25 protein-coding genes, 2 pseudogenes and 1 other annotated feature are annotated in these 25652 nt (G+C 47.8%); of the genes and pseudogenes, 15 read left to right on the forward strand and 12 right to left on the reverse strand.

The annotated features are described in order from the left end of the window. Positions 1 to 57: 57 nt before the first annotated feature. On the forward strand, positions 58 to 231 hold the full coding sequence (locus BUA56_RS12620) for a hypothetical protein (RefSeq protein ID WP_341443427.1): 174 nt from the start codon (positions 58 to 60) through the stop codon (positions 229 to 231). Positions 232 to 430: 199 nt separating this feature from the next. Here BUA56_RS12620 and gap read toward each other — a convergent pair whose 3' ends face one another. Then, positions 431 to 1456: a type I glyceraldehyde-3-phosphate dehydrogenase gene (gene gap, locus BUA56_RS12625; RefSeq protein WP_072852274.1), complete on the reverse strand. Its 1026-nt coding sequence runs from the start codon at positions 1454 to 1456 to the stop codon at positions 431 to 433. 422 nt (positions 1457 to 1878) lie between these two features. Here gap and BUA56_RS12630 point away from each other — a divergent pair, with 422 nt between their 5' ends. Both BUA56_RS12630 and BUA56_RS12635 read left to right on the forward strand, forming a co-directional pair. Continuing rightward, the gene (locus BUA56_RS12630) at positions 1879 to 2100 is read left to right on the forward strand and encodes a tautomerase family protein (protein ID WP_072852276.1); all 222 of its coding nucleotides are present in this window, start codon (positions 1879 to 1881) and stop codon (positions 2098 to 2100) included. Between the two features lie 45 nt (positions 2101 to 2145). Beyond that, the gene (locus BUA56_RS12635) at positions 2146 to 3072 is read left to right on the forward strand and encodes an AEC family transporter (RefSeq protein ID WP_072852278.1); all 927 of its coding nucleotides are present in this window, start codon (positions 2146 to 2148) and stop codon (positions 3070 to 3072) included. 181 nt (positions 3073 to 3253) lie between these two features. Here BUA56_RS12635 and BUA56_RS23660 read toward each other — a convergent pair whose 3' ends face one another. Together BUA56_RS23660 and BUA56_RS23665 are read right to left on the reverse strand one after the other, a co-directional pair. Beyond that, positions 3254 to 3394 carry a hypothetical protein gene (locus BUA56_RS23660; RefSeq protein WP_242946769.1) on the reverse strand — a complete coding sequence of 47 codons (141 nt, stop codon included), beginning with the start codon at positions 3392 to 3394 and terminating at the stop codon, positions 3254 to 3256. A 20-nt stretch (positions 3395 to 3414) separates the two neighbouring features. Further along, positions 3415 to 3855, reverse strand: coding sequence for a hypothetical protein (locus BUA56_RS23665; protein WP_072852280.1), 441 nt, complete (start codon positions 3853 to 3855; stop codon positions 3415 to 3417). Between the two features lie 161 nt (positions 3856 to 4016). Between BUA56_RS23665 and BUA56_RS12645 the strand changes: the two genes are divergently transcribed. From BUA56_RS12645 to BUA56_RS12690, 9 genes and pseudogenes are all read left to right on the forward strand, one after another. After that, the gene (locus BUA56_RS12645) at positions 4017 to 4358 is read left to right on the forward strand and encodes an arsenate reductase family protein (RefSeq protein WP_072852282.1); all 342 of its coding nucleotides are present in this window, start codon (positions 4017 to 4019) and stop codon (positions 4356 to 4358) included. Beyond that, positions 4359 to 4655: a hypothetical protein gene (locus BUA56_RS12650; protein WP_242946770.1), complete on the forward strand. Its 297-nt coding sequence runs from the start codon at positions 4359 to 4361 to the stop codon at positions 4653 to 4655. It begins immediately after the preceding gene. Beyond that, positions 4655 to 5146 (forward strand): RNA 2',3'-cyclic phosphodiesterase, encoded by a 492-nt coding sequence (thpR, locus tag BUA56_RS12655; RefSeq protein ID WP_072852285.1) that lies wholly within the window; start codon positions 4655 to 4657, stop codon positions 5144 to 5146. Before BUA56_RS12650 ends, thpR begins: the two co-directional genes overlap by 1 nt. A 216-nt stretch (positions 5147 to 5362) precedes the next feature. Next, positions 5363 to 5965 carry a (Fe-S)-binding protein gene (locus tag BUA56_RS12660; RefSeq protein WP_072852287.1) on the forward strand — a complete coding sequence of 201 codons (603 nt, stop codon included), beginning with the start codon at positions 5363 to 5365 and terminating at the stop codon, positions 5963 to 5965. Positions 5966 to 6125: 160 nt separating this feature from the next. Continuing rightward, a pseudogene (locus BUA56_RS23670) lies at positions 6126 to 6340 on the forward strand (peptide deformylase); the annotation flags it as partial. Next, positions 6326 to 6598, forward strand: a pseudogene (locus BUA56_RS12665) (EamA family transporter); the annotation flags it as partial. The pseudogenes BUA56_RS23670 and BUA56_RS12665, both read left to right, overlap by 15 nt. A gap of 99 nt (positions 6599 to 6697) precedes the next feature. Then, complete coding sequence (locus tag BUA56_RS24080) at positions 6698 to 6841, forward strand: LysR family transcriptional regulator (protein ID WP_084067913.1); 144 nt, start codon at positions 6698 to 6700, stop codon at positions 6839 to 6841. Continuing rightward, positions 6826 to 7554, forward strand: coding sequence for an aminomethyltransferase family protein (locus tag BUA56_RS22640; RefSeq protein WP_084067915.1), 729 nt, complete (start codon positions 6826 to 6828; stop codon positions 7552 to 7554). Before BUA56_RS24080 ends, BUA56_RS22640 begins: the two co-directional genes overlap by 16 nt. Before the next feature lie 340 nt (positions 7555 to 7894). Then, positions 7895 to 8146 (forward strand) — a binding site (T-box leader). A gap of 105 nt (positions 8147 to 8251) precedes the next feature. Beyond that, the gene (locus tag BUA56_RS12690; RefSeq protein WP_072852291.1) at positions 8252 to 9964 is read left to right on the forward strand and encodes a proline--tRNA ligase; all 1713 of its coding nucleotides are present in this window, start codon (positions 8252 to 8254) and stop codon (positions 9962 to 9964) included. Between the two features lie 65 nt (positions 9965 to 10029). Here the strand turns inward: BUA56_RS12690 and BUA56_RS12695 are convergent, their stop codons facing one another. The 6 genes from BUA56_RS12695 to BUA56_RS12720 form a co-directional block, all read right to left on the reverse strand. Then, entirely contained in the window at positions 10030 to 11058 is a 1029-nt protein-coding gene (locus BUA56_RS12695; RefSeq protein WP_072852293.1) for a LacI family DNA-binding transcriptional regulator, read from the reverse strand. 212 nt (positions 11059 to 11270) lie between these two features. Beyond that, positions 11271 to 12749, reverse strand: coding sequence for a trimethylamine methyltransferase family protein (locus tag BUA56_RS12700; RefSeq protein ID WP_072852483.1), 1479 nt, complete (start codon positions 12747 to 12749; stop codon positions 11271 to 11273). Between the two features lie 165 nt (positions 12750 to 12914). Next, positions 12915 to 14297 carry an MFS transporter gene (locus tag BUA56_RS12705; RefSeq protein WP_072852295.1) on the reverse strand — a complete coding sequence of 461 codons (1383 nt, stop codon included), beginning with the start codon at positions 14295 to 14297 and terminating at the stop codon, positions 12915 to 12917. A gap of 16 nt (positions 14298 to 14313) precedes the next feature. Then, entirely contained in the window at positions 14314 to 15528 is a 1215-nt protein-coding gene (locus BUA56_RS12710; protein ID WP_072852297.1) for an MFS transporter, read from the reverse strand. A 19-nt stretch (positions 15529 to 15547) separates the two neighbouring features. Next, positions 15548 to 16540 carry a uroporphyrinogen decarboxylase family protein gene (locus tag BUA56_RS12715; protein WP_072852299.1) on the reverse strand — a complete coding sequence of 331 codons (993 nt, stop codon included), beginning with the start codon at positions 16538 to 16540 and terminating at the stop codon, positions 15548 to 15550. 4 nt (positions 16541 to 16544) lie between these two features. Beyond that, the gene (locus tag BUA56_RS12720) at positions 16545 to 17543 is read right to left on the reverse strand and encodes a uroporphyrinogen decarboxylase family protein (protein ID WP_072852301.1); all 999 of its coding nucleotides are present in this window, start codon (positions 17541 to 17543) and stop codon (positions 16545 to 16547) included. 309 nt (positions 17544 to 17852) lie between these two features. Here BUA56_RS12720 and BUA56_RS12725 point away from each other — a divergent pair, with 309 nt between their 5' ends. Then, positions 17853 to 19421 (forward strand): PucR family transcriptional regulator, encoded by a 1569-nt coding sequence (locus BUA56_RS12725; protein WP_072852303.1) that lies wholly within the window; start codon positions 17853 to 17855, stop codon positions 19419 to 19421. A 196-nt stretch (positions 19422 to 19617) separates the two neighbouring features. On the opposite strand, the gene BUA56_RS12730 is transcribed toward BUA56_RS12725, so the two are convergent. The 3 genes from BUA56_RS12730 to BUA56_RS12740 are packed head-to-tail and all read right to left on the reverse strand — an operon-like array spanning position 19618 to position 22060. After that, complete coding sequence (locus tag BUA56_RS12730; protein ID WP_072852305.1) at positions 19618 to 20205, reverse strand: hypothetical protein; 588 nt, start codon at positions 20203 to 20205, stop codon at positions 19618 to 19620. A gap of 32 nt (positions 20206 to 20237) precedes the next feature. Continuing rightward, positions 20238 to 21806: a sodium:solute symporter family protein gene (locus tag BUA56_RS12735; protein WP_072852307.1), complete on the reverse strand. Its 1569-nt coding sequence runs from the start codon at positions 21804 to 21806 to the stop codon at positions 20238 to 20240. Between the two features lie 44 nt (positions 21807 to 21850). Then, complete coding sequence (locus BUA56_RS12740) at positions 21851 to 22060, reverse strand: hypothetical protein (RefSeq protein WP_072852309.1); 210 nt, start codon at positions 22058 to 22060, stop codon at positions 21851 to 21853. Positions 22061 to 22462: 402 nt separating this feature from the next. Between BUA56_RS12740 and BUA56_RS12745 the strand changes: the two genes are divergently transcribed. After that, positions 22463 to 24082 carry a class I adenylate-forming enzyme family protein gene (locus BUA56_RS12745; protein WP_072852312.1) on the forward strand — a complete coding sequence of 540 codons (1620 nt, stop codon included), beginning with the start codon at positions 22463 to 22465 and terminating at the stop codon, positions 24080 to 24082. A 3-nt stretch (positions 24083 to 24085) separates the two neighbouring features. Then, the gene (locus tag BUA56_RS12750) at positions 24086 to 25651 is read left to right on the forward strand and encodes an acyl CoA:acetate/3-ketoacid CoA transferase (RefSeq protein ID WP_072852314.1); all 1566 of its coding nucleotides are present in this window, start codon (positions 24086 to 24088) and stop codon (positions 25649 to 25651) included. Position 25652: the final 1 nt, after the last annotated feature.

Genomic DNA, 25652 nt, shown 5'->3' on the forward strand with positions numbered 1-25652 from the left:
ATTCGTATGTGCATATGGAAACAGTGGAAGTTACCCAAAACAAGGAAAAGAAACCTTATGAAACACGGAATACCCGAATATTTTGCACATCAGGCGGCAAACAGCCGCAGGAAATACTGGTATGTATCGGGAATGGGAGCGGTCAACAGAGCATTAACAAAAGAAAGATTGATAAACAGTGGCTTCTATGATTTAGCCACTGCCTATCAGTCTGTGCACGTCAACTATTGAAACCGCCGTGTACCGAACGGTACGCACGGTGGTGTGAGAGGACGGGAGTTAATCACTCCCTCCTACTCGATCCGGAAACCGGGTGATATAGTATTCTATGTATGGTACATAATCGTAATGACGAATGTATATGCCCCCTACAAGTAACCGGATACAGCGACAAAGATACGCTTAGCTGCAAAAATGGTAATCCGGCGTGTTACGCCTCCTGATAATCTACCTGATGCATGTGCTGAATCATGCGGAAAATCTGGCTGGTATAGCCCCACTCGTTGTCGTAAAAACAGATAAGCTTGAAGAAGTGCCCGTTCACCTGGATTCCCTCTCTGGCATCAAAAATGGAAGCATGAGGATCTCCGATAAAGTCAGAGGATACTACCTCATCATCTACGTAGTCCAAAATTCCCGCCAGTTCATTTTCTGTGGCTTCTCTTACTTTCTTACATATATCTTGGTAGTTTGTCTCTGTTTTCAACATAACATTTAGGTCAACAATTGAGACATCTGAGGTTGGAACCCGGTATGAGATTCCGGTCATCTTTCCCTTTAAGGAAGGGATGACCTTGGATACTGCCTTCGCGGCACCTGTGCTGGAAGGGATCAGGTTTCCGAACACAGCCCGTCCCGTCCGCCAATCTTTTAGGGAACGGCAGTCTACTACTTTCTGTTTCGCGGTAGCTGCATGAATGGTTGACATAAGGCCCTGCTCAATCCCATAGTGATCTTCAAGAACTTTGCAGATTGGAGCAAGACAGTTAGTGGTACAGGAAGCATTGGATATTACCTTCATATCTCTGGTGTAGTTTGCTTGATTGATTCCCATAACAAAGGTAGGAGTCTCCTCATCTTTCGCCGGAGCCGATATAATAACTTTTTTAGCGCCTGCATCAATATGTCCCATTGCTTTTGCTGTGGTGCAGAAGGCACCTGTGGCATCGATAATATATTCTGCGCCGCATGAGTCCCACGGGATATGAGATGCATCACTTTCTGAAAAGACAGGGATTTTCTTTCCGTTTACGATAATCCCCCCATCGCAGGCGGAAAGTTCTCCCCTGAAACGCCCGAATATGGTATCGTATCGGATCATATATACCATATAATCCAGATCTGCGTTGCGGACATTGATTCCGCACAGGTGGAATGTTTCGGGTTGACTGATGGCTATACGGAATGAAACCCTCCCAATACGTCCAAATCCGTTTATGCCAATGTTAATCGCCATTATTTGAATACCTCCTCATAAGATACATTGCCGTGCAGCAGTTTTGGCACGGCTGACCCGGGGCATGTGCAGCCTCGGGTATACATTAGTTTTTGCACTGCTCCTTCTTTGTTATGACAGCTATATTCCTGTACCAAGCGATTTTCTTTGTTCTCTGCAATCCAGTGTTAGTTTATCATGTCTGTCAGAGGAATACTATAGAACGGGAAGTAATTAAAGTTTTAACGTGAAAGTACAGGATGTTGTACAAATGAATCTGGTTTTACCCTGGGAAAACGGGGTGCAAATTGAGGAAATTGTACAAAAAGCAGTGAGTAATACAAAGATTATTGATAAAATGTTCACAGAATGTTCAAAAAGTTCACAGATAGTATTTTTTTATAAGGTATTCTATTAAGAAACAGCAGAAAGGAGATAAAAATATGCCGCATATTATCGTACAAATGTTCCCTGGAAGGGATGAAGCATCTAAAAAGGAATTGGCAGAAAAGCTGGCAGGGCTCACTGCAGAGACTCTGGGGCTTTCAAAGAGTGCCGTCTCGGTCACCGTGGAGGAGGTGGCCAGAGAGGAGTGGAAGGACAGAGTATACCGCAAACTCCTGGAGGATAAAAATCTGTTGGTTCCTCCGGGCTATGAGATGTAGGAGTGAAGGATACATATGTATACGAAAGATGAGTGGTACAGATAAATGGGGATTAGTATTGTAATAATGGAACAGATGCTCCAGCTTTTTCTGATAATGGTAATGGGGGGAGTCATAGTCAAAACTGGAGTCTTAAAGGGGCAGGACAGCCATATTTTGTCGGCAGTGACACTGTATCTCATATCGCCCTGTGTGATTTTGGAGGCATTTCAGGTGGATTACACCCTTCGGGTAAGAAACGGGCTTCTTTTGGCTTTGGGAGCTGCTGTCATCATACACATACTAATCCTGCTGTCTCTCCCGGTTCTAGGGCGGATATTCCGGCTGGATGCAGTGGAGAAGGCATCTATTGCCTACTCAAATTCAGGAAATCTGATCATTCCTCTGGTGACAGCCGCATTGGGGAAGGAGTGGGTTATTTACTCCAGTGCATTTTTGTCTGTGCAGCTGTTTTTTATGTGGAGCCACGGAAAGATGCTCCTCTGCGGGGAGAAAAAGATAGCGCTAAGAAAGATATTTTCTAATATAAATATGATTGCTGTTATAGCCGGAGCGGTACTTTTTATATCCGGATGCAGGCTGCCCTCTCTGGTGCGGGGAGCTATGGACTCTGCAGGGAAGATGATAGGTCCCATGTCCATGCTGATTGCCGGGATGCTGATAGGAGATATGAGCCTGAAAAAAGTATTCTCCTACCGCAGGCTGGGGCTGATTACATTTCTGCGGATGATTGTATTTCCGGCCCTTTCCCTGGCAATACTAAAATACAGCCCGCTGGCCGGGCTGACGGAAGACGGATTTACCATACTTTTGATTACACTTCTGGCGGTTATCACACCAACGGCCTCCTCTATTACACAGATGTCTCAGATATACGGGAAGAATGCGGAGTATGCCAGTGTAATTAATGCAGCAACCTCTGTGGTCTGTATGGTTACCATGCCTCTTATGGTTTTTTTGTACCAGCTATAACATATGATACGGCGTTCCCGGAACCGCGGCGTGTGAACAGCGGCGATATGGTTACTATTCACGGGGCGGTTGAAACTTAAAGCCTCCATAATCTTAAGAGCTCCCGGCCAATAGGCCGGGAGCTCTTAGATAAAACAATGGTTTTAATTATTTTTGCACGGCAACAGGAAGCAGCCTCTTCTTAAACTGCCCCTGCCTCCGGGATGCTGTTCCTGTAATGGATTGCTTCTTTTATCCATTCCAGCACCTGCCCTTCTGACACACATATCATGACAGAACCCTGTTTCCCATTTACACGGCCAAAGGTGAAATCCACGTGCATGTAAGGGGAGGACAGCAGCTTCAGGAAGATTTCACTGCGTTCTTCTTCCGTTTTCTCTGAAAACTCTTTGAAAGACCGCATATCATCCCGGCGGACAGGGCAAGCTTTCCCCCTGAGACTGCTTTTAGGAATTCTCCTGTTTTGCTGATGGATACGCAGCATTGGTTATTGAGCAGGTATGCCGCCGCCTTTACCGTCCCGTCATAGTTCACATCATCCCTGACACCACCTCGGTCGTCACATGCAGGATGACCACCTGCCTGCGGATCTGTCTGCCCCGGCTTCCGGCCGGTCTTTTCCCTGCCGTTATGGATTTTTACATGGTTCGGGCTCTGGGATGAGGGTTTTGACGAATTGGTATAGTCGCAGTTGACGCGCGCCGCCAGTTCCCGGTTCTTTTCCTTTTCCTCCTCAAGCTGTGTCTTCTCTTCATAAAGTTCTCGATAATAGGAAGTTTGCACAGCGTGCGTTCTATTATTGTCATGCTGTAGTCTGTAGATTGTATATAACGTATAAGGGGATTTACAGATTTATATAGATTTTCATATTTTGTAATAGTATAATTAAGATAACAGTGAAGGTGCTGAACAGTTGCCAATTAAGTAAAAGACAGGGGACGCATATGAATATACAGATTTTTGGAAGCAAGAAGGACTTTGATACTAAGAAAGCAGAGCGATATTTTAAGGAGCGCGGTATCAAGGCCCAGTTTATAGATATGAAAGAGAAGGGCATGAGTAAGGGTGAGTTCAACTCCGTTTGCCAGGCTGTTGGTGGATATGAAAAACTAATCGATCAGAACTGCAAGGATAAAGACTTATTAGCTCTTGTGACCTATATTGCAGAAGAAGACCGTGTCGAGAAGATGCTGGAAAATCAAAAGATCATCAAGAAGCCCATTGTCCGAAATGGTAAGCAGGCCACTATCGGCTATCAACCTGATGTCTGGAAGGAGTGGAAGTAAATGAAGCCCAGGAGCGAAAAATGCATGGAGCTTTATCGCTTGATGCTGAAGCGCGGCTATTCGGAACCATTTTGCGATGAGGTAACAAAGAATCTGAATACCGATTGGACTGCACAGCGAATGATCGGATATTTATCTCATTATGAAAAGCTGCGTCTGGAAGATATGGCAGATGAGGTGCTGGCAATCTTGAGTGACCGGAATCGGATCATGGATAAAAAATTAACCGAGGCTGCCAATATCAGATGGAATGAGATGATGTGGGATGGGTTTCCCTACGGAGAGGAGGATGAATAATGCGTTTATTTGTGGCAATCCAGCTTTCCGATGAGATGAAGACATCCCTGATTGGCCTGATGCATGACTGCAAAACTCAGGGAATCAAGGGAAATTATACGCCGGCTCAGAATCTGCATCTTACTTTGTGCTTCATCGGTGAGACGAAGGAAAAGGATACGATCAAGCAGGCATTGAAGGCAGTAAAATATAAGCCATTCAAATTGGCACTGACCGAAACCGGCAATTTTGATGATCTGATTTGGGCAGGAGCCCGCAGCGGACAGAGTATCAACTCGCTGGTGACAGATATTAGTAAAGCCCTGCACGAAGCTGGGATTCCTTTCGATGAGAAGAAGTTTGTTCCGCATATTACCCTTATTCGGAAAGCTTCGAAAAATCCGGGAAAACTGGCCATAAAGAAAGTGGATATGATGGTGAAGAAAATTTCACTGATGAAGTCAGAACGAGTGAATGGGAAAATGGTATACACTGAGATTTTCTCATTTTGATGTAAGAGAGGAGGACGAGTAATGTTGCAGCAGCCGATATCAGAGAGCCATCTACAGAGAAATTGGTCACGGCCTGAATCCGAAGGTGCTGCGGATCGTGGGTGGAGACAATCCGGGAATTACAGCGGACGAGATCCTTTATTCGCTGCTTAGCAGAGCTGCAAATACCGCTAAGCTAATGATAAAAGATAAATCCCAGTTTGCGCAGGAGGTAACATGAAAATATTATTTGCGTCAGGGTGTGCCTTACGAAATTATAAGCCAGAATTGGTAAATAGAATGACTTCCTTTTTGACAGAAGCCGGTATAATCGACGGAACCTATGAAATCTGCTGTAAGTCCGGTCAGACCATAGATGAAGAGACGATTCTGATCGATTGCTGTCCAGGATGCAGTTATAAATTTGAGATATACCCAAATGTGAAGGTCGTTTCTCTTTGGAAGGTTCTTCTTAATTCTGATTTTCCATTTCCAAATTACAACGGAAGAATGATGACGATACACGATACTTGTCATGCACGAAAACGAAACTCCACGGAAATGCAGGATACTGCCAGAGAATTGTGCGGAAGGATGAATATTACTCTGATAGAACCATTAAAGACAAGAGATGAAACTCCTTGCTGCGGAGGATGCGCGAAGGATTATGAAACCAGAAAGAAGATGGCAATACACAGAGCAGGACAGCTTCCGGTGAAAGATGTAGTTCTATATTGTACCGGATGCACACGCAGCTTCAGCATTACGGAGACCGTACCGCATCATCTGCTTGATCTACTTTTTGAGGAAGAAACAGATGGTCTTACAGTAATCAGATAGATCCCAGTTTGTCGAGGAGTAACGCATACTCACATAAATGGTAATTGCGAGGAGTAGGATAATCAAGTAGGAGAAAAAGAAAATGAAATTTATTTGTTATGCAAAATGTCAGAGAGACCAATCAAGGAAGCCGAGTGGGCAGGAAAGTTAGGGAAATAAGATGGTTAAACCAATCGTAAAGGATGTCTTCTTCCTGGGCCACGCCTTAGCGCCCAGTGGACCTTGTCATCGGAGAAGTCAGAGCCAGCCCCCAAGGAGGATCTGCAGGTGGGAAGAGACTTACAGGATACATTAAAAGCACACTGGGCAGAGTGCGTCGGCATGGCGGCTAACATGATCGGTGTGAAGAAGAATATTATTATCGTTAACATGGGCTTCAGTGATGGTGTGAATTCCAATCTGGCGACGGCCATCCGTACCATGGTCGTGGTAGTGATGGCCTGGGGAATGGTATTTCTGACACATGCTCAGAGTGCATTGCCATAAATCAGCAGGAAAAGCTGAATCTTCTTGGTGCTGTCCGGTCTGGCAACGGGGGCATCCTGGCTTTGCTATTACAGGGCCCTGCAGATGGGCGAAGCCTCCACGGTGGTGCCCATCGACAAGCTGTTGGTGGTAATCACTCTGGTGTTGACGAGCGCCGGGAGTTAGATGAGCGCGAAAATCATAATCCATGTGAACAATCTAGTAACAGCGCATGAAGTCACTAACAAAGAACGATAGGTGGCAGAAATGAAGATTGAATATATTAGAGAATTCATAGAATTGATACAATCACAAAGTTTCAGTAGAACTGCAGAGAAATATTATTTATCCAGATCTGCTCTTACTAAACATATCTCAGCACTGGAAGAACCGGAATGGCAGGCACTTTAGGGTATGAAGTCCATGGGAAATTTGAAGATGCACTTACCGTATATGAAGCACTAATGGATGCCGGAAAAAAATATGGAATTACTCCAATTGGAAATCATGCCTATAGGAATGCTCATACAGAGGGCAGTATTCCACAGGCAACGCTTCATTTCTCTTATGGTGCTGAGGGAATGGAATCCACAGTTACCGGAAGCTTCGGTTCAGACTGTCCTTACCGTTTGCTTAGTCCTATTGACTGTGGTTGGGAAAAAATGATTAATTTCAAACATAACTTCCCGGGAAAAGAAGCTTTGGAAAAGGAACTTAATTCACCACATAATACCATGGTTCATCTGATTTGGAATACAGAGGATTGTGTGAAAGCAATTGCAGCTAGCATGGATCCTTCAATGCGTGTGGATGAAATGCCTTTATCAGAAGATTTTAGCTATCTAAAAGGAGGATTCGAGGTTCACATTGATCAGATCCTGGATGGAGACCGAGTAATCGGAGGCGCATCGGGAAGAATGTTCTCACCGAAAAACTATGAGATGCATTCTCTTGGAATAATTGAAGAAAAGTATGCAGTCGAAGGTAAAGAAGTTGAGGTTTTATGGGGACGTCCCGGAACGACGCAGATGAGAATCCGTGCAAAAGTTGTCTTGAAACCGTATATCAAAGAGAACAGAAATGATGAATTTGATGTTGAAAACATACCACATCCGATTTTTTAATAACATTTACATAGCTGGAACTGACCGATCAACAGCTTTTATAGTTTCCGCGGACAAGGGCATCCTCGGTGGTGTCCTTTTCTTTTCCGCATATTTTACACCTGCAGTGCCAGAATACAGACCCCCGGGAGTCCCGCTATTCGGCGAGGTGTTTTCATGCAGAATGCATGAAAATCCCGAGGCCAGTCAGCGCGATATGAAGCAGATGCTTCATATCTGTGCATCGCGAAGCGTGTTACTGAGAACGGAGTGAACAGTAACGCGATATGGGTTGGATTGCTGCGGCAGGAGAGAAAGGGATTGACTTTGAGAAAAAAATATGCTAATATTCCATCAATAGCAAAAGGCGTTGAGAAGAGATAGTAAGTATCCTGAATACTTCAGAGAGAAGCCGGACGGTGCAAGGCTTTGTGGAGGGGTGCTGAACCGGTCTTTGAGCCGCAGGCCGAAAAGAGATGAGTAGGCCCCGCCGGAGTTCCACCGTTACAGGGAAAGAGTATCAGACACAGGATGTGTTACGTACTCGCAGAGAGCAGAATGTAAGTTCTGAAGTTAGGTGGTACCACGGATAATGTATTTATTCGCCCTAAACCGGAGATTTCCGGTTAGGGCGTTTTTTTACTTTATACAGCGCTCCTTCCCGGGAACCTGGCAGGCTAAAATTATTTATGATAATATTTTAAGGAGGAATCTAATTATGAAGATGGAAAGAATAGTAGGAGAGCGTTTTAAGGAGCGCCCTGCAGACTGTGTCATTGACAGCCATGCCCTTATGATCCGGGGCGGCTATATGAAATATGTGGCTAACGGCATCTACTCTCAGTATGCCCCTTTGAAGAGAATCTGCAGGAAAATCGAACAGATTATCAGGGAGGAGATGGATGCCATAGACGGACAGGAGGTACAGTTTCCCGTAGCGCTTCCCGCCAGTCTGTGGGAAGAGACAGGCAGATACGAGAGCGTGGGAAACGAACTGCTCCGCTTTAAAGACAGGAACGGCAGTAAAATGGTTCTGGGCATGACCCACGAGGAGGCCGCGGTTCATCTGGTAAAAGAATACGGGCAGACCTATGCCAAGTATCCGTTTATGATTTACCAGATTCAGACCAAATTCAGGGATGAGGCCCGCCCGAGAGCCGGACTGATCCGTGTCCGCGAATTTACCATGAAGGATGCCTATTCCTTCCATACGTCACAGGAGGATCTGGAAGAATATTATGAGAGATGCTATAAAGCCTATGAGCGGATCTTCGCAAGGGCGGGCATCCCTGAGACCATAGCCGTAGCTTCTGATTCCGGTATGATGGGGGGCAGCCTGTCCCATGAATTCATGCTTCTGACTCCTGTGGGAGAAGACTCCATTGCCATCTGTCCGGAGTGCGGGTACAGGGCGAACGTGGAGATGGCAGAGAGCATCATTGAGAATGAAAAGGATGCAGTTCAGGAAGAGCTGACGCTGGTCCACACGCCTGATATTCACACCATAGAGGATGTGTGCAGGTTCCTGGGAACACCGGAAGAGAAGTCCTGCAAAGCTGTTGTATACCAGAAGAATGCCACGGATGAGTTTGTGGTGATCTTTATCCGAGGCGATCTGGATGTAAATGAAACTAAGGTAACCAATTTCCTGAAAGAGGAGATACATCCCGGGGAGATTACAGAGGGATGCGGGCTTCTGGCCGGATATATCGGGCCTTATAATCTGCCCGACCATATCACTGTGCTCTATGACAGCTCCCTGAAGGGAACCTCCAATCTTTCCTGCGGCGGGAACAAGGAAGAATACCACTACACAGGGCTGTGTATGGAAAGAGACCTGCCGGAAGCGGAATATCATGACTTTGCTAAGATTAAAGAGGGGGGAATCTGCCCCCAGTGCAAAAAGCCTGCCGTTAAAGTATCCAGAGGCATTGAAGTGGGAAATATCTTCCAGCTGGGAACCAAGTACTCCAAGAGTATGGAGATGAAGTACCTGGACAAAGACGGAACAGAAAAGTATCCAATCATGGGGTGCTACGGGATTGGCGTGGGAAGACTGGCAGCATCTGTCTGTGAGGCACACCACGATGAATACGGCCCCATCTGGCCTATGTCAATTGCTCCATGGCAGGTACATCTGTGCTGTGTAAGGCCGGACAATGAGGAAGTAAAGGGATATGCGGATAAATTATATGAGGAGCTGCAGAGCCAGGGCATAGAAGTGCTGTATGACGACAGAAAAGTAAGCGCCGGTGTTATGTTCTCAGATGCGGATCTTATGGGGGTACCTGTAAGGGTGATTGCCAGCCCAAGGAATATGAAGGAGGGCTGCTGTGAGATTGTAAGCAGAGACAAGAGCATCCAGAAGAAGGCCGGGCTGGATCAGGTGTGCAGTGAAGTAAAGCTGCTTGTGGAAGAGATGATGAGATAAATTCTGCAGAAAGAAAGGGGGGTCCGGGAAAGCCGGACGCCCTTTCTTTCTGTTGACAGAGGCTCTTACATACCCGGACAGGGTCCTGTTGTCTTGCGGATTACCAGGGTTGGCTCCAGGATAATCCGTTTCGGTTCTACCTGAGATTTCGTCATCAGTGACACCATCAGCCGTGCAGCCTCTTCGCTCATAAGTTCTACGTGCTGGCTCACGGTGGTCAGCTGAATCTGGGAGAGATTGGCGTATTCGATATTGTCAAAGCTTATTATGGACAGCTCGTCCGGTATCTTAATTCCATGGCTGCCGCAGTAATCCATGAAGCCGATGGCCAGAAGGTCATTGGCCAGCAAAAGAGCAGTGGGGCGGCTGTCTGCATCTTTAGCAAAATACTCCTCGGCTGCCTGGTAGCCGGTTTCCAGTCTCCAGTCCTTGTTATAGCTGCAGTACTCTTCCCTGTATTCCAGGTGATAATTGGACAGGGCCTGCCGGAATCCCCGGTACCGGTCATAGGAAGCTGTGGAACTCTGATGATGGCCCGAGATGAAGCCGATCTCCTTATGGCCGAGATTAATCAGGTGACGTGTAGCGATGTATCCGGCCTGGAAGTTATCTGTAACCACCAGGGAGCCATCGTAGTTCGAGGTAATGCGGTTTACCATCAAAAGAGGTATATCCATATTGGTGAGATACTTGTCGGCCGCTTCCGAGTTCACGGTCACAAGGATAATACCCCCGTAGCTGTATTGCTGCGCGATCCTCATGTACTGGGCCTCTTTATCGGGATCGTATTCGCTGTTGAAGGTTGTTACAATATATCCCTGCTCTGTGAGATGACGCTGGATGTAAAAGGCCAGATCAGAGTAAAAGGGATTTCTGATGTCTCCCAGGATTAAAGCTACCATATTACTGGTGCCCCGGCTGAGACTCTGGGCGATGGTGTTGGGGTGATAGCCGATCTCATCAACAAAATCCAATATTTTTTCCCGCACGGCCTTGCTGACACCAGGGGAATTATTCATTGCCCTGGAAACTGTGGAGGGGGATACCCCAAGCATTTTCGCCACCTCCGCTATGGTATAAGAATGTTCTTTCATAGTGCACTCCTCATTCTCAATGTTCTGACGCCAATACAAGCTTTATTACATATTATACAGAATCCGGGGGAAAAAGCAATGAAGGTCTTTCCGGAAAATAAGAAAACGGAACCGGAATTTTCCGGTTCCTTCTGTCAATTCTTCCAATGTTACCAAACCACAATGTAATTCGACAGCTCAAGGCTACTTTCAGTCTTTTGTTCCCGCTGCTGTCATTTTTGCCTGTGCAGCGTTTCAGATGCCTTTGCCATAATTTCATCAAGACGCTTCCGCGTTTCCTGGGCAAGAGGCCGTCTTACTCCGCCGCTCAAGATTTTTTTGACCGCTTCATTGGCTCGTTCCTTATAATCCTTTGAACCGTTTTCTGTAAAAGACGCCCAGTTCTGGCGGGCAAGCGTCCCCGGTTTCCAGTTTTCCTGGTAATGTTCCAGCGTATGTTCTTCGCTGAGAAAATTTCCTTCGGGTCCCACCTCATCGATCACATCCAGCGCCAGCGTTTCCTCACTGATTTCCATGCCTCCGATGATATGATTCAAATATTCCACCAAATCATTGGCAAAATACAGCACTTCCAGTGAACCGGACATGGCTGTTTCCAGAAAACCGCTGAAGAAGTTCAGGTTTGCCCCGGACAGCATGGCCGTATACAGCTGCGCCGTCACATCCATTGCCGCCTGCTGATCAAACACACAGGAATCTGTCATTCCCATATGGCAGACACAGGGGATTCCCAGATAACGGTAGATGTCCGCGCTGGCCGCTCCGCCCAGAGAAAGCTCCGGCGCGGTCATAGCAAAAGAAGTGGTCTGCATATCCATCATATCGATAAAACAGCTTCCCATAAGCGGACAGCCTGGATTGACCAGCTGAGACAGCACCATTCCTACCAGATTATCCGCGATCCCCAGGGCAACCGCGCCCGCCAGCGTTACCGGAGCCGTTGCTCCGGTCATGGGGGCAGCAATATAGGGGGTCGGAATACCTTTTTCAAACATAAACAGCAGCGTTTCCACATTTTCCGCATTATGCGTCAGCGGAGAGGTCGCAGATGCTCCTGCCACGGCAAAAGGTTTTTTCCGGAAATTTTCTTCTCCGCCCGCCACTTCACAGCAGAGGCGGTAGGTAGTTTCAATCTCCAGAAGATTCGTTGTCATCAGAAGCACCGGCTTCGCGGTCGCCTCCAGCAGTTCCCGTGCTTCATAGGCCGCCGCCAGTTCCGGTTCACAGTCGGAAATCAGAGTCAGACCGCAGGCCATGTCAATATTGGGAAGTGCTTCGACCAGAAGCCCTGTATCAAACGTATCCTTTTTCACCGCCGGCCGCCGTTCTCCTGTTTCCACGTCTATGCGGTAGAAGTTGCACATGCCCGGAACAAAGTAGCTGTTTCCCGTATGACTGCCAAGCACCATGGCCGGATTCCCTTCCCTGTCATATATGGCAATCTCCCGGGGAATGGTTTTTAGACATTTGTGAACCAGCGTTTCCGGAATCTTTACCCTCTCGCCTTCCACACTGCAGCCATGCGCCTTCAGGATCTCCCGGGCGCGTTCATTTTTCATGCAGCATCCTGTATGCTCCAGAATGTGGAACGCCGCGTCTGCCATTTTTATGCACTGGATCTCATTTAACACCTGGAACTGTACAGTCTGATTTATGCTGTCTTTTTTCTGATTTGACGGATTCCGCTTCATTTCTGTGCCTCCTTTTCCGCTGCGCAAGCAGCTCATCCAGTTTTCTCTTTATCTCTTCATCCTGCGGATATCGGGGACCCTGCTCCAGACACGGAGCAACGGACTTGTTTCCGTTCGTCTGATCATATGACTCTCCTCTCTTTCCGCAATGAAATCCTCATTTTATTACTGTTCTGTCACATATTTTCCGGATATTTCCCTGCTGTCGATGTCCTCCCGGTATCCCTCCACCGCCTTTCTGGACACTTCCTTCATCCGGAAAGACAGGATTATCGCTGCAGTCATAAAAATGATGGAAAAGACAGGCAGGTACACCCGCAGCATCTGAAGGGTGAAATCGCTCTGCACAGTCAGCTGATCGCTGTAACCGGCCCATACCAGCACCTGGCTGGCCAGCAGTGTGGAGGCCGCTCCGCCCATTTTCATGGCAAAAGTGGCAATGGCGGAAATTATCCCCGAAAGGGAAATTCCTGTTTTCCACTCTGTATAATCTGTCACATCGGGCAGCATGGCAAAGGCTACTCCGTTGAACAGCCCGTTGCCTGCTCCAAGCAGCAGCTGATAAACAGCAGCGCCGCCGAAGCTTTCTGCCGTAAGCAGAAAGAGATTTGCCGCCACAATACAGCCTCCCCCGACCAGCAGGAGCGTATGTTTTTCATATCGTCTTCCCAGATAAAACAGCAGCACCGTAACAGCAATCTGCATTGCAAATCCCATGGAAAGAAGCGGAGACACCCATTCCTCATGGCCGAGATTGTAAATACAGAAATAAGTAAACAGCGCGGAACTTATATAAAAATGTGCCATAAAAAACAGAATGATGCCGATCAGCTTCCAGAATGGCCGGTTGTGTTTCAGCGACCTGCATTTTTCCCGGAAAGTAATCTGCTTTCCGCCGGCTCTTTCATAGGAAACCTGAATGCGTTCTTTCGTGCCGGAAAAGCAGATCAGCGTACAGAGGATAATAATCCCTCCAATTACCGCCGCCATCACTCTCCACCCGGTAATTTCCCGATAGTCTCCGAAAAGAAGGATCAGCGGCATGACCGCCAGCGAAACAATCAACTGCGCGCCGGCCTCTCCGAGAGCACGGGCATTGGAAAAATCCAGCCTGTCCTTCGGATCTTTGGACATGGTAACTACCATCGCCATATACGGACAGGATACAGACGTCTCCAGGATGGGAACCAGTATGGTATAGATTACACAGATCCAGAGGATCTTCGCCCGGTCTACCTGTAAAAATCCCGGATCAGAAAACATCAGAAACAGTACCAGGGCCAGAGGAATCCCGTTCAGGATCCAGATCCTGTATTTCCCCCAGCGGGTCCGGGTGCGGTCCGCGATATTGGTAATGACAATATCCGAAACAGCGTCCAGTATCTTCACCGCCGCCATGACGATCCAGATCACCGCCACGTCGATATGCAGCACATCGGTGCAGAACGGCATCAGATAGGTAAGCACCAGCGTCATCTCCATGCAGTAGACAACCGCACCTGCCCCAAAAGACAGTTTTTCATGAAGTGTTGCTCTATCACCAGTCAAGATCTCTCACCGCCTGTTAGTTCCCGGCTGTCTGAAAGAGTTTGTCTTTTCTGTCTTTCAGGCAGCAAATCAGTTCCAATACAATCGCTGCAGCCAGAATAATGATCGTGGCAGGATACGTTGCCGTAATGGAGCCATCGTTTGCGTTCATCAGCCACTCACCCACATATACGCCCAGGAAAATCCCCACGCTGTAGTTCATGGTCATCAGACCCATGGCAAAACCCTGTTTTTCCAGAGGTACGCAGTATCCCGGGTAAGCATAGATAAAGGTAAAAACTCCTCCGTAGCAGATGCCGTATATCAGGCTTCCCGCAATGGTTGTCGCCTGACAGGGAGCAAAATAGAGCATCAGATAGACAAGCACCGGCAGAATATAAAACAGCAGATTCAGCGTCCGGTGCATTTTCGCAAACAGGAACCCGAATACCAGGCCGATCACAAAGCTACCTACTGTAGTCAGCGTGCTGGCAAGACCGGTAAAGTCGGTGCCGCCCAGATTATTTTCTCCGATATACACGGAAATATAGCTGAAGAACGGGCAGTAGGCGATGAAGAAAATAAACACAGAAATAAAGAACAGCCAGAATCTGGCGCCGAATCCGCCTTTTGTTCTGCTTCCGGAGTTCTCTGCTCCTGCCGTTTCCTCGCTGGGACGGTCTGCAGGACGGATATTGGGCAGAAACAGGATACACAGCAGCAGCATCGGAACCGTAAACCAATAAATATGGAAGCCCGTCTGCCAGCCCTGAACAGCCAGAACCCCGCCAATCAAGGTAATGCCACAACTCAGCAGCGACATGGAAGCATTGTACCAGCCCATCATTCTGGATCGTTTGTTTTCATCCAGATATACCTCCGAAATGATCGCCATGCCGGCTGTATTGGAAATACCCGCAGCAATCGCCATCAGGATACTGCACACCAGCAGCACGTATACATCCGCTGAAAAAGCCGGTACGATGCCCGCCAGCATCAGCACGCCAGCGACAATCAGCTCCGCTTTTGTAGAAAGCTTTTTCAGCAACGAACCTGCCGCCAAACTGGCCAGAGCCGTTAATAGGGCAGGCCACGAAAGAATTCCCGTAATGATAGCCGCATGATTGGGAAATACCATATAGAGATCATTGATGATGACCACCTCATACATCTGCCACATGATCGTGAAAGATGACAGAAAGCAGGCCAGTGCAAAAAGAGACGCTTTTGCCTTGCTCATTTTAACTGACATTTTTAATTGCCCCCTTTGATTATAGTTTTTTCGTCTGCTCATGTGCGTAGGCAATTGCCTGCTCACACATAATCCCGGAAAGCGCCCAGACCTCTTCCGGATTAGCCGCCGCGGTCAGGATAAATCCGGCGAAAATATATCCCGGCTTTGCCCCGTAGTCCCGGAAACATCTTTCAATTTCCTTCTTAATTATCGCTTCGTCCGACGTCTGCCCCGGAGCCCCGTTGGTATCGTAGCCGCCTGCAATGCAGAAGCGGTCTCCGTATTTTTCCAACAGCCTGGCAATATTGTTACAGGGCTGAACCGATGCCCAGGCGTCAAAGCCTTCCTCCATAAAATCCTCGATCAACGCCTCTGCATGGCCACAGCAATGGAGGATGGGAACCATGCCCAGTTCTCTGGCTCTTGCTGCGATTCTTTTATGCTGGGGCTTAATCATTTCCCGGTATGTATCCGGCGACATGAAGGTACACTGCTGGGTAGCCACGTCGTCGTACAGCGTATAGGTATCCGGATGATAATACTCCGCAATATAATCCAGACACCGGATTTTGAAATTTGCAATAGCCACCAGCAGTTCTTCTACCGCCTCCGGCTCCTCAGCCATAGCCATCAGGGCATTTTCGAATCCCATAAAAGCTGCCAGCCTCTCATACGGCCCGTTGCCGTCTCCGTAATCCACGCATGTAACGTTCCTGTCTACGCCGGCCAGCTGGGCCTTTGCATCCTCCTTCCAGTGATAAGCGGCTGGATCCGGGAATTTCAGTATCTTTTTCCAGTCGCAGACATTATCCACGTTCAGCAGAAAATATCCAGGCTCCGGTATGGCAGTGCCTCCTCCGGATTCCGGCGCAGCCCATTTTACGCCGAAGCCGTCGAAACCGCCTCCCGCAGGCCCCTTTTCCATGGAGTTAAACTCAAAACCTGTATAAAGCAGGTCCTCACCTTCCACCGGGATCCATTCGCCCTGCCCGTGCCGCAGGACACTCAGGTAGTTTTCCTTTCCGTTCATCCTATTACCTCCATCTATATTTCTTTTCGTTATAAGCGGAAATGGCATCCGTAACCGCCTGATAAACGCCGTCAAAGCTGGAAATGTCTCCGCCGAAAGTGCAGTTGGGTATGAGATAAGGCGAATCCACCCAGTCCAGGACACGGTTGACTTCTGCAGAAACCTTTTCTGGTGTCCAGTCCGCCCTGTCTACAATTCCGTTATTGACACCGCCCATGACCGTCAGCTTTCCTTTGTATTCCTCCGCGATCTTCGGCAGGTTATTGGTGGACAGTGCGCCCTGCCATACGTCGATACCCATTTCGATCATCTCCGGGATCAGCGTTTCTCCATAAGAGTCCGAATGGTGGATCACCACTTCTACACCGTTATCCTTCCAGAATTTGTAGATTTTCTTCGTGGGCTCCAGATAGAACTCCCGGAACATATTGTTGGACATAAAGGTGGATCGCTGGCTTCCCCAGTCATCATGACGGTACAGAGCCTCCGGATGGATATGGTCAATGATATTCCTTGCCATTTTCAGCTCGTATTCCGTCAGCATGTCAATGATCTCATGTATGATTTCCGGCTCTTCATACAGATTGACCATGCAATTTTCCATATTCATCATGTGATGGGAGTTTTCGAACAGTCCCGGCCAAAACACTGCGGTCACCAGCTGTCTGCTGCGGTCTACCTTGTCTGCCTCCTCCACGATCCAGGCCCACTCTTCCTCCGGAAATTCTGTTTCCGGCATTTTCAAATAATTTCTCCAGTGCTCCAGATCCCTGATCAGCAGATGTTCGGGATCCTGAAGCGGGAACGGCCCGGGCGTTCCTTCCGGCCACTCAAACCAGACGCCCCAGGCGTTCTGTGCCGGCGCTTTTCCGCATTCCGTATCCGGATGGCGGACATCCTGAGGAGAGCACCACTGCAGCGCCAGCGCTTCAAACTGGTTGGAATACCGATCCGGCTTTCCTCCTCTTACAGTTTCCAGAAAATTTTCTTTCGGTGTCAACATATCTCTCTTCCTTTCCTCATTTTTCTTATTTCATATACTTTCACCCATTTTTCTTGCCATTTTGGTATATATTATACATATCTTTTTTGCTTTCTGTTTTTGTATATTTTTTACAATCTTATCCTTTACAAAATTATTATATTATCTTTTATAAACAAAAACCAGAGGTCAAACTATCCGTTTTTTCCTCTGGTTTTCGTTTACTTTATCTATGTCCCTTGCATTTTTTCGTAATTTTTCGTATACTATATTTCAGAAATGCGGTCCACAGTCGTTTACTGCGGCACTTTTACCGAGAGGGGGATTATCTTGAAACTAAATCTGAATATTTTAAAAGAAGACCTGAAGGACCTGAAGCCTGAGGGTAAGCTCCCGGAGGCTCCCTGGATCCTCCGGCTGGAATATCCTGCTGCCTGCACTGCTTATCCCGCTTCTTTTCAGGAAAATATCCTTTATCTTCTAACCGCCGATCTGCTCCCTGACACGCCAGATATCCCGGAGAACATATCCGTTCTCTGTCTCGGGAAGCCGCCGGGAATCTGGAAAAGGACGGCCTGCAGCTTTCTTTTTTTGGATCATTCCATTTCCCTGCTGGTGCTGTTTAACCGGGTTACCCGGGCGTTTGCCCGCTACCAGAAATGGGAAAGCCAGCTGCAGGATATTCTGGACCAGAATTTCCCCCTCCATGAAATGGCCTCCTGTTCCCATTGCCTGATCAGAAACGGTATCTATCTCCAGGGACCATCTTTCCGGGTAATGACCTGGACGCTTCCGGAAGATGCAGAAGACACTCCTCTGCTTCAGTACTACAGAAAGAATTACCTTCTGCCGGATTTTTCCACGCTCCCCGCCGATGTCATTAATATGCTGATCTCTGATTTCGAATACAATCAAGCGATTGAAGCGGATGAGCCTTCCATTTATTCCGGTTCTCTCTACGGATTCCGGTCCCTTTACTACAACATCCGGGTTAACAACGTCTTCGTAGCCCGTCTCTGCATTGACGAAGTTATTTCCCCTTTTACAGACCGGGATTTCGCACTGATAAAGGTTCTGGGAGACTATCTGGGAAAAGGCCTTAGCACTGAGCGAGTCTGCAGCTTCAACCGGCCAAAGGATCTGGATACCATCCTTCATAACCTGCTTTTGCACCGGCTGATTCCGGAAAAGAAGATCAGCCGTGTCCTGGACAGCTGCGGATGGGGCGTGAACGATCCCTATCTGTGTCTGATTCTAAAATTGAAAACCAGAGAAGACAACAGTGCCGCGCTGGAACCTCTGGCTCTCAGCCTGACGCAGCTGCTGTCCAGCGAATGCTATACCATTTATGAAGGTTCCATTATCTTTATCTGCAACCTGACCCGGCTGGGCATGGAGGACGGACAGCTGCCGGCCCATATTCTCCCCCCGCTACGGGACAATCTGCTGACTGCAGCTTTCAGCTCTGTATATTATGATTTTAAAGAGCTTTATTATTATTACAATCAGGCAAAGATCATCTTTCAGATTGGCACACAGAAAAATCCCACCCGATGGTATTTCCGGTTTGAGGATTATCTGACTGATTATCTAATTTTCAAACTAAAGGAAAAGAATGTACCCGGCGTGCTAATCCCCGCCGGACTCCAGAGGCTTCTAGAATACGACAGAAAAAAAGGGAGCGGCTACGCGGATCTGCTCCGCATCTATCTGGAAAAAGAACGAAATATCGCAGAAACTATTCGTGTTGCTTATATGCACAGAAACACTTTCCTGTACCGTATCCGGAAAATCCAGGAAATCCTTCAGATGGATCTGGACCAGTCGGACGTCCGTCTGGCGCTGCAGATCGCTTTCCATATCATGGACAGTACCAATAAGGAAACGGGACCTTACTGAAGATTACCTGGCGAAATATCCGGCGATTTCCTTCATCTGCTCCGACTGCTCCACAGAGAATAGAACTTTTTGGAAGGCTATTACAACATTGTGTTACAGGTTAAAGGGGCTGTCAAAAAACAGTCTGAATAAAAAAGAGGATTTTCAATACACATTAGTGGTTGAAAATCCTCTTTTTTATTCAGACTGTTTTTACTCAATGGCAGGTAAGAGAAAAAAGAATTTCTCTGTAAGTTTCCCGTTTTGACTCAAAATCTTCAGGAGTAGAAGCCAGGCTGGCGATGACAAGACGTTTGGTTACGTCGCAGTAGGTTGTAAGCTGCAGCGACAGTATAGATTCCTCCTTGCCCAGGGTGCGGTATACCGAATGGTTTGCACGGATGGAAGACTCCATGAGATATGCCTTGTGAGGCAGGTCTTCCACAGGGGTCATGGACAGTATCTTAAAACTGTCCTTTTTGTTTTTCTTCTGCTTCTTCTCATATTGGAGCTTTATCTCGTCCATATATTCATCAATAGTGGTTTCCTTTTTCAGCTTGGCCCAGCGCAGGGCCAGAGAGGCCTGATCCGGACAGCTTTTCTCCGCGGAGCGGTCTATCTTGGCAAATCCGTCGTGAAACGCAAAGGTCTTGCTGGGATTAATGTATACCTGCCAGGTATCCGGATGGAGGATGCCTACCTGATATACCTGAAACGGAATTAAATGATAGGTATTGGGGATGACCTCATGGAGGTATTCTTCCCGCGGGGCGGGGGCGAGGCTCGTCTTGTTAAAACCAAACATGTGCAGCTTCCTTTCTTGTTATGTATTATCTTTTATCTGGCATCAGCGGCTTTCGCATTTACAGAGGCAATAGTAGCGTCTGTCAGTGAGGTAAGCTCTGCGCCGGAGTAGATAATGGAGTCAATTCTCTTATGGTATTTTGCAACAATTTCTTCGGGTACTGTTGTGAACATACTGACAGCTACCAGAAGGATGGTGTTTACCACCAAAGCCCAGATGAGTGCGGAAAAACCTAACGGAGGAGTGATAAAAAAGGTGAATATAATGGCAACAATCAGTCCTGACACAGTGCCTGCAATTGCCCCCTCCTTTGTAGCTTTCTTCCAGAACAGTCCGAATACGGTGGCGGGCAGAATCTGGGCAAAGAACGGCGACGAAAGCTTATAGGCATAATCCGTGATTGATGCAGGCTTAATGGCAACAATTACAAGTGTAACGACCATGAGAACCAAAAGTACGATTCTTCCGAATTTTACTACCTGTTTAGGGTCTGAGGTACGGCCCTTCAGCTCATATACATGATGCAGATAAATATCCCTGGATGCCATGGCGCTGGCAGACAGAAGTAAGGAGTCTGCAGTGGACACACCAAATGCAAACAGGCAGAGCAGTGAGATAAAAGCAATAAAAGGCGGTGCGTACTGGGTGGATAAAACTGCAACAATATTGTCAGGCTGTGCAAAGCCTTTTCCCAGAATGGCAGGTGCCAGGATCGCGCCGATGATTACAATCGGGGAGTACACAAGTACATAGGAGATCGGCATCATCCAGGACATCTGGCGGAAGTTCTCTTTGCTGGAGGCCACGAAGGTACGCATAAAAATATGAGGCCAGACAACGGTGGCAATGGCGCCTGTTAAGGCATTGCCCAGCATTCCCTTCCAGTTAAAGGTGCCGTTGGGACCGGGGCAGGACAGAATATCATAGGTACCGTTTTGCTGCATAATGGCAACCGCCTCCGCGAACCCTCCGTTGGGGAAGTAGGTCATAGTCAGGTATACAATTAAAGTTATCAGAGTGCCGAATCCCAGTACCATGTGGAAGGTATCCATCCAGGCAACCGATCCCATACCGCCGCCGATGATATGTAAGGATACAACAATTGTGCCAACTGCCACCGCCACAACGTAGGGGACCATGCCCTCTGTGGTGACAACGACTGCATCCCCGATGGCGATCAGCTGCATGGCTACATAGGGAACGATAAAAAGAACAAGAACGATGGAGATAAATAAGCCAAACCCATCGGAATAGTATCTGGAACGCAGGTAATCCACCGGTGTGGTAAACCCATATTCCTTTCCTAAAAGCCAGAGGCGGTAGCCCAGAATTACAAATAAGAGTCCGGCTACCATACCGCCGGTATTTGAATAAAAGCCGATTCCGTCTTTATAGATGCCTGAAGGGGCACCGTAGAAGGCAAGAGCGCTGAAGACGGAAATGGATGTGGTGCACAGAAGCACAAACGGATTCAGGCCCCTGTCGGCTGTAAAAAACTTTTCAGATGATTCACTTGTGGATTTAAAGGAGCGAAAGCCATGCCAGACAATAAACACGGCATAGACTAGAATTCCTAAACTGATAAAAATTGCTGGTTTCATAATATTCCTCCCGAATCTCTTATGAAAGAGTTAGTATCAATAGATTATTTTAAATCTTTCTGTGTCTTGAAAAAGGCATTAAAGTATATTCCCCAGACGATTGCCGCAGGTACTGGGAGAAACAGAAGAATTCCCAGCTGCAGTGGCAGCCATCCGAACAAAACTGGGTTGGGGAGAACCGTCACAACAATGTAATCGAAAAAGAAATAAATGATATTAAAGATTACAAAAGCAATTTTCACTCCTTTTTTCATAAACATTCCACTCCTTTCTTTAGAAATTTTCCTGAATATATTTTAATACAGGGAATCGATAACGAGAAAATCGAAAATAAATACGAAATCGATTTCTCTTTTTCGGTAACCAAATAATAGCACACGAATCATTAAAATACAATGGGTTTTGTGGCAAAAATAAACAAATTGGTATATAAATATAAAAAATGGGTGAATAATTTGTAAAAAATCGACAAAAACAAAAGGAAATAGCAGGGGAGAACCCAAGAAGTGCGTTTTAATAGAAGAATATCAAAAATGCACAAAATGGTGTGTGCTAATATGTGAATGTTATACATTGACGATAAAAAAATCATTTGTTATGATACATAAAAGAGAAATCGGTTGCGTAAATGCAATCTGTGCGGAGGATAAAATAGTATGAAGGATGGCAATGAACTATGGAAGGATAGATGCCCCGGAGGGATGGAACAAAAAACTCTGGGGGAAGAGACAATCGAAACGTTTCCGGGTCTTATGGATAATCTGTATCAGGCCCTGAGGCAAACGGCGGACAAATTTCCTCAAAGACCGGCCATTACCGATAATTACGGAAAAACCAGCAGCTATGCGCAGCTTTTGGAACAGACGGATCTGCTGGCGGAGTTTCTGAGAAAGGAAAAGCAAATTGGTGAGGGCACCCATGTAGGGCTTATTCTGTATAACAGCGCGGAATTCTGTACGGCATTTCTGGCCCTGCAAAAGCTGGGAGCTGTTGCCGTCCCTCTGCCCGGAAAGTTCAGAAAATCCGAAGTGCTGCCCCTGGCCTCCCGTGCGGAGGCGGAATACATAATCTGCGACGAGGCGTATGCGGACTGGTTTTTTGAAACCTATTCCAGAGAACGGCTGGTGACAGTGACTGATGCAGAAAAGGGCTGGGGATACCGCGAGGAATACAGGGCGGCCGGCTTTGATGAGGAAACCGGCGGCCGTGATGCATACCCGGGCGGAGGCTGGGAGAAGCCTGCGATTATTATGTTTACTTCAGGGACCACTTCCCGATCCAAAGGAGTGCTGCTAAAAAACTATAATATCATGCACGCAGTTGAGGTGTACAGAAGAACCCTGGGGATTACGGAGAAGGATGTGTCGGTGATTGCAACCCCTATCTATCATATTACCGGATTGGTGGCCCTTCTGGGACTGTTTGTCTATACCGGAGGACATCTTTATCTCCACAAGTTTTTTGACGGAGCGCGCATTGTGGAGGAGGCCAGAAGGCATGGCTTTACGTTTATCCATGCCTCCCCCACGGCCTTTAATCTAATCATACAGGCAGGGGAAGGAACGCCCCCCATAGAAAGTCTTCGTTCTTTTGCCTGCGGAAGCAGCAATATGCCCAAGGATAAGCTGCGCAGACTGCACCAATGGCTGCCAAAGTCCAGTTTTCATACGGTGTATGGCCTTACGGAGACCACATCCCCGGGAGCGGTTTTTCCCGACGATGCCGCTTCCAGCCCGTATATCGGATCCTCGGGACTGCCTGTGCCCGGTACGCGGTTTAAGATTACAGATGAGAATGGCAAAGAGATGGAGGACGGCCAGGTGGGGGAAATCTGCATATCCGGTACTCTGGTGCCGGACGGCTACTATAAGCAGACCTCTGATACGCTCCGGGACGGCTGGCTCCGCACCGGCGATCTGGGATACTTTAACCGGGACGGCTATTTGTTCGTAGTTGACCGGATCAAAAACATGATAAACCGGGGCGGGGAAAAAATCTGGTGTTTTGATGTGGAGAATGAGCTGGAAATGATGGATGGAATACGGGATGCCGCTGTGACAGGGATTCCGGATGAGCTCTACGGGGAGGTGGCTGCTGCCGTGGTCTGCCTGGAACCGGGGAGCGGCCTGAATCAGGAATCCATTCAGCAGTACCTGGGGGAGAGAATAGCCAGATATAAAGTACCGGTGAAAATTAAAATCGTAGACAAAGTTCCCCAGACACCCAACGGGAAAACAGATAAGATTGCCATCAGGAAAATGTTAATGGAGGAGTAAAGAATGTTAAAAGCTAAGTTTATTACCGCAGAAGAAGCGGCCGGATATCTGAAAGACGGTATGACCCTGTGTCCGGTGGGGATGACGCTGGTGAGCGCGTGTGAATCAATTTTAAAAGGGATTGAGACCTCCTTTCTGGAAACCGGGCACCCCGCCGATCTGACGCTGCTTCACTCCTGCGGACAGAGCGACCGGAAGGACGGCATACAGCATCTTGCCCATGAGGGTCTTGTGAAGAGAATTATTGGTTCCCACTGGGGCCTGCAGCCCCGGTGGATGGAGATGATCGCCAACAGCCAGGTGGAGGCATACTGCCTGCCCCAGGGACAGATTGCCCAGCTATACAGAAGCATGGCCTGCGGTCTGCCGGGAAAAATGTCAAAGGTAGGGCTCGGTACGTTTGTAGATCCCCGGTATGAAGGGGGCAAGATGAATGACCGGACCAAAAAGCTGGATGACATCGTGGAAATTATGGATTTACACGGAGAGGAATATATGTTTTACCGGGAGATTCCGATCGATGTATGCCTCATAAGAGGCACGGAATGCGATGAGATGGGGAATCTGACAACCACGGAGGAGGCCATGAAGCTGGAAGTCCTTCCCGCAGTCCTTGCGGCCAAGAGGTATGGGGGAAAGGTAATCGCCCAGGTAAAGCGGGTGGTGCAGACAGGAACGCTGAACCCTAAGGATGTAACGGTGCCGGGCGTTTTTATCGACGGGATCGTGGTGTGTGAAAATCCAGAGCAGGATCACCGGCAGACTTCATCCTGGGTGTATGACCCATCCTACAGCGGCCAGGCCAGGGTTCCGCAGAATGCCATAGAGCCTCTGCCCTTAAATGTGAGAAAATTTATCGGCAGAAGGGCTGTACAGGAGGTATATGCCGGATGCGTGGTGAATCTGGGAACGGGGATACCCAATGATGTAATAGGGAATATCAGCAATGAAGAAGGAATCAATAACGATATTATGATTACTGTAGAGTCCGGTATCTACGGCGGGGTACAGGCCGGAGGCATAGACTTCGGCATCGGCCGGAACCTGTATGCCATGATAGGCCACCATGAGCAGATGGACTACTACAATGGGGCCGGTGTTGATATTACCTTTATGGGATTCGGAGAGCTGGATGGAGAGGGAAATGTGAACGCCACGAAAATGGGACCCAGGTGTACCGGGTGCGGCGGTTTTATAGATATCACCCAGAATGCCAAGAAAGTGGTGTTCTGCGGTACCTTTACAGCAGGCGGGTGCGAATTTTCCTTTGAAAATCAAAGACTGACCATAGTAAAGGAAGGAAGGATCCGGAAAATGGTAGGCCGGGCAGCCCAGTATTCCTTTAACGGGAAGCTGGCCAGGGAAAAGAGTCAGGAAGTATATGTGGTAACTGAGCGTGCGGTATTCAAGCTTGTGCCGGAAGGGGTAATGCTGACGGAGATAGCCCCCGGCATTGACTTAAAAACCCAGGTACTGGATTTGATGGATTTTGCTCCTATAGTAAGCAGCGAGCTGGCACTCATGGACGTGCGGCTGTTTAACCAGGGGCCTATGAATATGAAACTGTAAA

It is taken from the genome of Lactonifactor longoviformis DSM 17459, assembly GCF_900129135.1.
In the GTDB taxonomy this organism is placed as follows: Bacteria; Bacillota; Clostridia; order Lachnospirales; family Lachnospiraceae; genus Lactonifactor; species Lactonifactor longoviformis.

Excerpts from the sequence above, each read along its gene's own strand:
- BUA56_RS12620 (WP_341443427.1), top strand. The coding sequence starts at position 58 with ATGAAACACGGAATACCCGAATATTTTGCACATCAGGCGGCAAACAGC.
- gap (WP_072852274.1), bottom strand. The coding sequence starts at position 1,456 with ATGGCGATTAACATTGGCATAAACGGATTTGGACGTATTGGGAGGGTT.
- BUA56_RS12630 (WP_072852276.1), top strand. The coding sequence starts at position 1,879 with ATGCCGCATATTATCGTACAAATGTTCCCTGGAAGGGATGAAGCATCT.
- BUA56_RS12635 (WP_072852278.1), top strand. The coding sequence starts at position 2,146 with ATGGGGATTAGTATTGTAATAATGGAACAGATGCTCCAGCTTTTTCTG.
- BUA56_RS23660 (WP_242946769.1), bottom strand. The coding sequence starts at position 3,394 with ATGCACGTGGATTTCACCTTTGGCCGTGTAAATGGGAAACAGGGTTCT.
- BUA56_RS12645 (WP_072852282.1), top strand. The coding sequence starts at position 4,017 with ATGAATATACAGATTTTTGGAAGCAAGAAGGACTTTGATACTAAGAAA.
- BUA56_RS12650 (WP_242946770.1), top strand. The coding sequence starts at position 4,359 with ATGAAGCCCAGGAGCGAAAAATGCATGGAGCTTTATCGCTTGATGCTG.
- thpR (WP_072852285.1), top strand. The coding sequence starts at position 4,655 with ATGCGTTTATTTGTGGCAATCCAGCTTTCCGATGAGATGAAGACATCC.
- BUA56_RS12660 (WP_072852287.1), top strand. The coding sequence starts at position 5,363 with ATGAAAATATTATTTGCGTCAGGGTGTGCCTTACGAAATTATAAGCCA.
- BUA56_RS24080 (WP_084067913.1), top strand. The coding sequence starts at position 6,698 with ATGAAGATTGAATATATTAGAGAATTCATAGAATTGATACAATCACAA.
- BUA56_RS22640 (WP_084067915.1), top strand. The coding sequence starts at position 6,826 with ATGGCAGGCACTTTAGGGTATGAAGTCCATGGGAAATTTGAAGATGCA.
- BUA56_RS12690 (WP_072852291.1), top strand. The coding sequence starts at position 8,252 with ATGAAGATGGAAAGAATAGTAGGAGAGCGTTTTAAGGAGCGCCCTGCA.
- BUA56_RS12695 (WP_072852293.1), bottom strand. The coding sequence starts at position 11,058 with ATGAAAGAACATTCTTATACCATAGCGGAGGTGGCGAAAATGCTTGGG.
- BUA56_RS12700 (WP_072852483.1), bottom strand. The coding sequence starts at position 12,749 with ATGAAGCGGAATCCGTCAAATCAGAAAAAAGACAGCATAAATCAGACT.
- BUA56_RS12710 (WP_072852297.1), bottom strand. The coding sequence starts at position 15,528 with ATGTCAGTTAAAATGAGCAAGGCAAAAGCGTCTCTTTTTGCACTGGCC.
- BUA56_RS12715 (WP_072852299.1), bottom strand. The coding sequence starts at position 16,540 with ATGAACGGAAAGGAAAACTACCTGAGTGTCCTGCGGCACGGGCAGGGC.
- BUA56_RS12720 (WP_072852301.1), bottom strand. The coding sequence starts at position 17,543 with ATGTTGACACCGAAAGAAAATTTTCTGGAAACTGTAAGAGGAGGAAAG.
- BUA56_RS12730 (WP_072852305.1), bottom strand. The coding sequence starts at position 20,205 with ATGTTTGGTTTTAACAAGACGAGCCTCGCCCCCGCCCCGCGGGAAGAA.
- BUA56_RS12735 (WP_072852307.1), bottom strand. The coding sequence starts at position 21,806 with ATGAAACCAGCAATTTTTATCAGTTTAGGAATTCTAGTCTATGCCGTG.
- BUA56_RS12740 (WP_072852309.1), bottom strand. The coding sequence starts at position 22,060 with ATGAAAAAAGGAGTGAAAATTGCTTTTGTAATCTTTAATATCATTTAT.
- BUA56_RS12745 (WP_072852312.1), top strand. The coding sequence starts at position 22,463 with ATGAAGGATGGCAATGAACTATGGAAGGATAGATGCCCCGGAGGGATG.
- BUA56_RS12750 (WP_072852314.1), top strand. The coding sequence starts at position 24,086 with ATGTTAAAAGCTAAGTTTATTACCGCAGAAGAAGCGGCCGGATATCTG.